A 3,474-nucleotide genomic window follows, 5' to 3' on the forward strand; every position below is an offset into this window, starting at 1 on the left:
TGTTACCCGGTCCTCCGCACGGGGTGCGGGGGCGGGAAGTCTGTGTGGTTACAACTTCGGTTCCCTGGGGAACTGTGGTGTTGTTATTGAGTTGTTGGTTCCGTCGAACGGTTTGTTGTTCGGGAACCACATAGTGGACGCAAGCAGTGATCGTGTTTGTGTGGTGTAAGTTGTCGGCCTATTAGTACCGGTCAGCTTCAACAGTCGTTGGTCCTGTCTTCCACATCCGGCCTATCAACCCAGTGGTCTGGCTGGGGGCCTCTCACACACGAGGTGTCTGGAAATCTCATCTTGAAGCGAGCTTCCCGCTTAGATGCTTTCAGCGGTTATCCCATCCGAACGTAGCTAATCAGCGGTGCACTTGGCAGTACAACTGACACACCAGAGGTTCGTCCGTCCCGGTCCTCTCGTACTAAGGACAGCCCTTCTCAAATTTCCTGCGCGCGCAGCGGATAGGGACCGAACTGTCTCACGACGTTCTAAACCCAGCTCGCGTACCGCTTTAATGGGCGAACAGCCCAACCCTTGGGACCTACTCCAGCCCCAGGATGCGACGAGCCGACATCGAGGTGCCAAACCATGCCGTCGATATGGACTCTTGGGCAAGATCAGCCTGTTATCCCCGAGGTACCTTTTATCCGTTGAGCGACGGCCATTCCACAATGTACCGCCGGATCACTAGTCCCGACTTTCGTCCCTGCTTGAGATGTCTCTCTCACAGTCAAGCTCCCTTGTGCACTTACACTCGACACCTGATTGCCAACCAGGCTGAGGGAACCTTTGGGCGCCTCCGTTACTTTTTAGGAGGCAACCGCCCCAGTTAAACTACCCATCAGGCACTGTCCCTGACCCGGATCACGGGCCGAAGTTAGATGTCCAAAGTGACCAGAGTGGTATTTCAACGATGACTCCACCCCCACTGGCGTGAGGGCTTCAACGTCTCCCACCTATCCTACACAAGCCACTCCGAACACCAATACCAAACTATAGTAAAGGTCTCGGGGTCTTTCCGTCCTGCTGCGCGTAACGAGCATCTTTACTCGTACTGCAATTTCGCCGAGTTTATGGTTGAGACAGCGGGGAAGTCGTTACTCCATTCGTGCAGGTCGGAACTTACCCGACAAGGAATTTCGCTACCTTAGGATGGTTATAGTTACCACCGCCGTTTACTGGGGCTTAAATTCTCAGCTTCGCCTTGCGGCTAACCGGTCCTCTTAACCTTCCAGCACCGGGCAGGAGTCAGTCCGTATACATCGTCTTGCGACTTCGCACGGACCTGTGTTTTTAGTAAACAGTCGCTTCCCCCTGGTCTCTGCGGCCCCGATCCCCTCCCACCAGCAAGTGGTGTTCAAGGTTGGGGCCCCCCTTCTCCCGAAGTTACGGGGGCATTTTGCCGAGTTCCTTAACCATAATTCTCTCGATCGCCTTGGTATTCTCTACCTGATCACCTGTGTCGGTTTGGGGTACGGGCGGCTGGGACCTCGCGCCGATGCTTTTCTAGGCAGCATAGGATCACCGGATCCCCCCATGACGGGGGTCCCATCAGATCTCAGGATCGTCATCAAAGACACAGCGACGGATTTGCCTATCGCTGACCCTACATCCTTAGACCGGGGCAACCATCGCCCGGCCCGGCTACCTTCCTGCGTCACACCTGTTAATACGCTTACCTCCCGGGATCAGGTCCCGCGCTCGGCCAAAACCCGCACACCACAAGGGTGATTGGGCAGGCTCCGGGCGGTTAGTATCCCCCGCTTGGCATGGGCGGTCCTTCGCCGGTACGGGAATATCAACCCGTTGTCCATCGACTACGCCTGTCGGCCTCGCCTTAGGTCCCGACTTACCCAGGGCAGATTAGCTTGACCCTGGAACCCTTGATCATTCGGCGGACGGGTTTCTCACCCGTCTTTCGCTACTCATGCCTGCATTCTCACTCGTGTAGGCTCCACCGCTGGTTTACACCGCGACTTCACCGCCCACACGACGCTCCCCTACCACTCCAGACGGCTGAACCACGAAGGCTTGCCACTGTCTGAAATCCACAACTTCGGCGGTGTACTTGAGCCCCGCTACATTGTCGGCGCGGAATCACTTGACCAGTGAGCTATTACGCACTCTTTCAAGGATGGCTGCTTCTAAGCCAACCTCCTGGTTGTCTTCGCAACTCCACATCCTTTCCCACTTAGCACACGCTTAGGGGCCTTAGTTGGTGGTCTGGGCTGTTTCCCTCTCGACTATGAAGCTTATCCCCCACAGTCTCACTGCTGCGCTCTCACTTACCGGCATTCGGAGTTTGGCTGACGTCAGTAACCTTGTAGGGCCCATCGGCCATCCAGTAGCTCTACCTCCGGCAAGAAACACGCAACGCTGCACCTAAATGCATTTCGGGGAGAACCAGCTATCACGGAGTTTGATTGGCCTTTCACCCCTACCCACAGCTCATCCCCTCCATTTTCAACTGAAGTGGGTTCGGTCCTCCACGACGTCTTACCGTCGCTTCAACCTGGCCATGGGTAGATCACTCCGCTTCGGGTCTAGATCACGCCACTACACTCGCCCTGTTCAGACTCGCTTTCGCTACGGCTACCCCACACGGGTTAACCTCGCGACGTAACACTAACTCGCAGGCTCATTCTTCAAAAGGCACGCCGTCACCAGAATCAGACTGGCTCCGACGGATTGTAAGCACACGGTTTCAGGTACTGTTTCACTCCCCTCCCGGGGTACTTTTCACCTTTCCCTCACGGTACTGGTCCGCTATCGGTCATTAGGAAGTATTTAGGCTTATCAGGTGGTCCTGACAGATTCACACGGGATTTCTCGGGCCCCGTGCTACTTGGGATCCTCTCCAGGCGGCACACAACATTACGGTTACGGGGCTCACACCCTCTACGGCCGGCCTTTCAAGACCGTTCACCTATGCCCATGCCCTCACCCCGCCGGTCCGGCAGAACCAGCACGGAAAGTCCCACAACCCCGCCCATGCAACGCCCGCCGGCTATCACACATGGAACGGTTTAGCCTCATCCGCGTTCGCTCGCCACTACTAACGGAATCACTCTTGTTTTCTCTTCCTGCGGGTACTGAGATGTTTCACTTCCCCGCGTTCCCCCCACGCACCCTATGTGTTCAGATGCGGGTCACCAGATCACGAAAAACGCGTCTGGCGGGGTTTCCCCATTCGGACATCCTGGGATCACCGTTCGGTTATCAACTCCCCCAGGCTTATCGCAGATTCCTACGTCCTTCTTCGGCTCCTAATGCCAAGGCATCCACCGTGTGCCCTTAAAAACTTGACCACACAAGATCAAACAAACACTCTCGAGAGAACCAGACCCCCCACAAAGGAAGGGCCGGGTTCATAAAAAGAAATTGCTGTAGACACAAACAGCACCAAGCCGCCTGTGTCAGATGCTCGCGTCCACTATGTAGTTCTCAAACAACAACCCCGTACCACACACCCCCGCACGCCGA

Annotated in this window: 1 rRNA gene; it reads right to left on the reverse strand. The window is 55.9% G+C overall.

From position 1 onward, the window contains the following. Positions 1–160: 160 nt before the first annotated feature. Positions 161–3,299 (reverse strand): 23S ribosomal RNA (locus HNP00_RS22765). Positions 3,300–3,474 lie beyond the last annotated feature (175 nt).

Origin of the sequence: Arthrobacter sp. AZCC_0090 (assembly GCF_014207375.1) — a bacterium.
GTDB lineage: Bacteria > Actinomycetota > Actinomycetes > Actinomycetales > Micrococcaceae > Arthrobacter.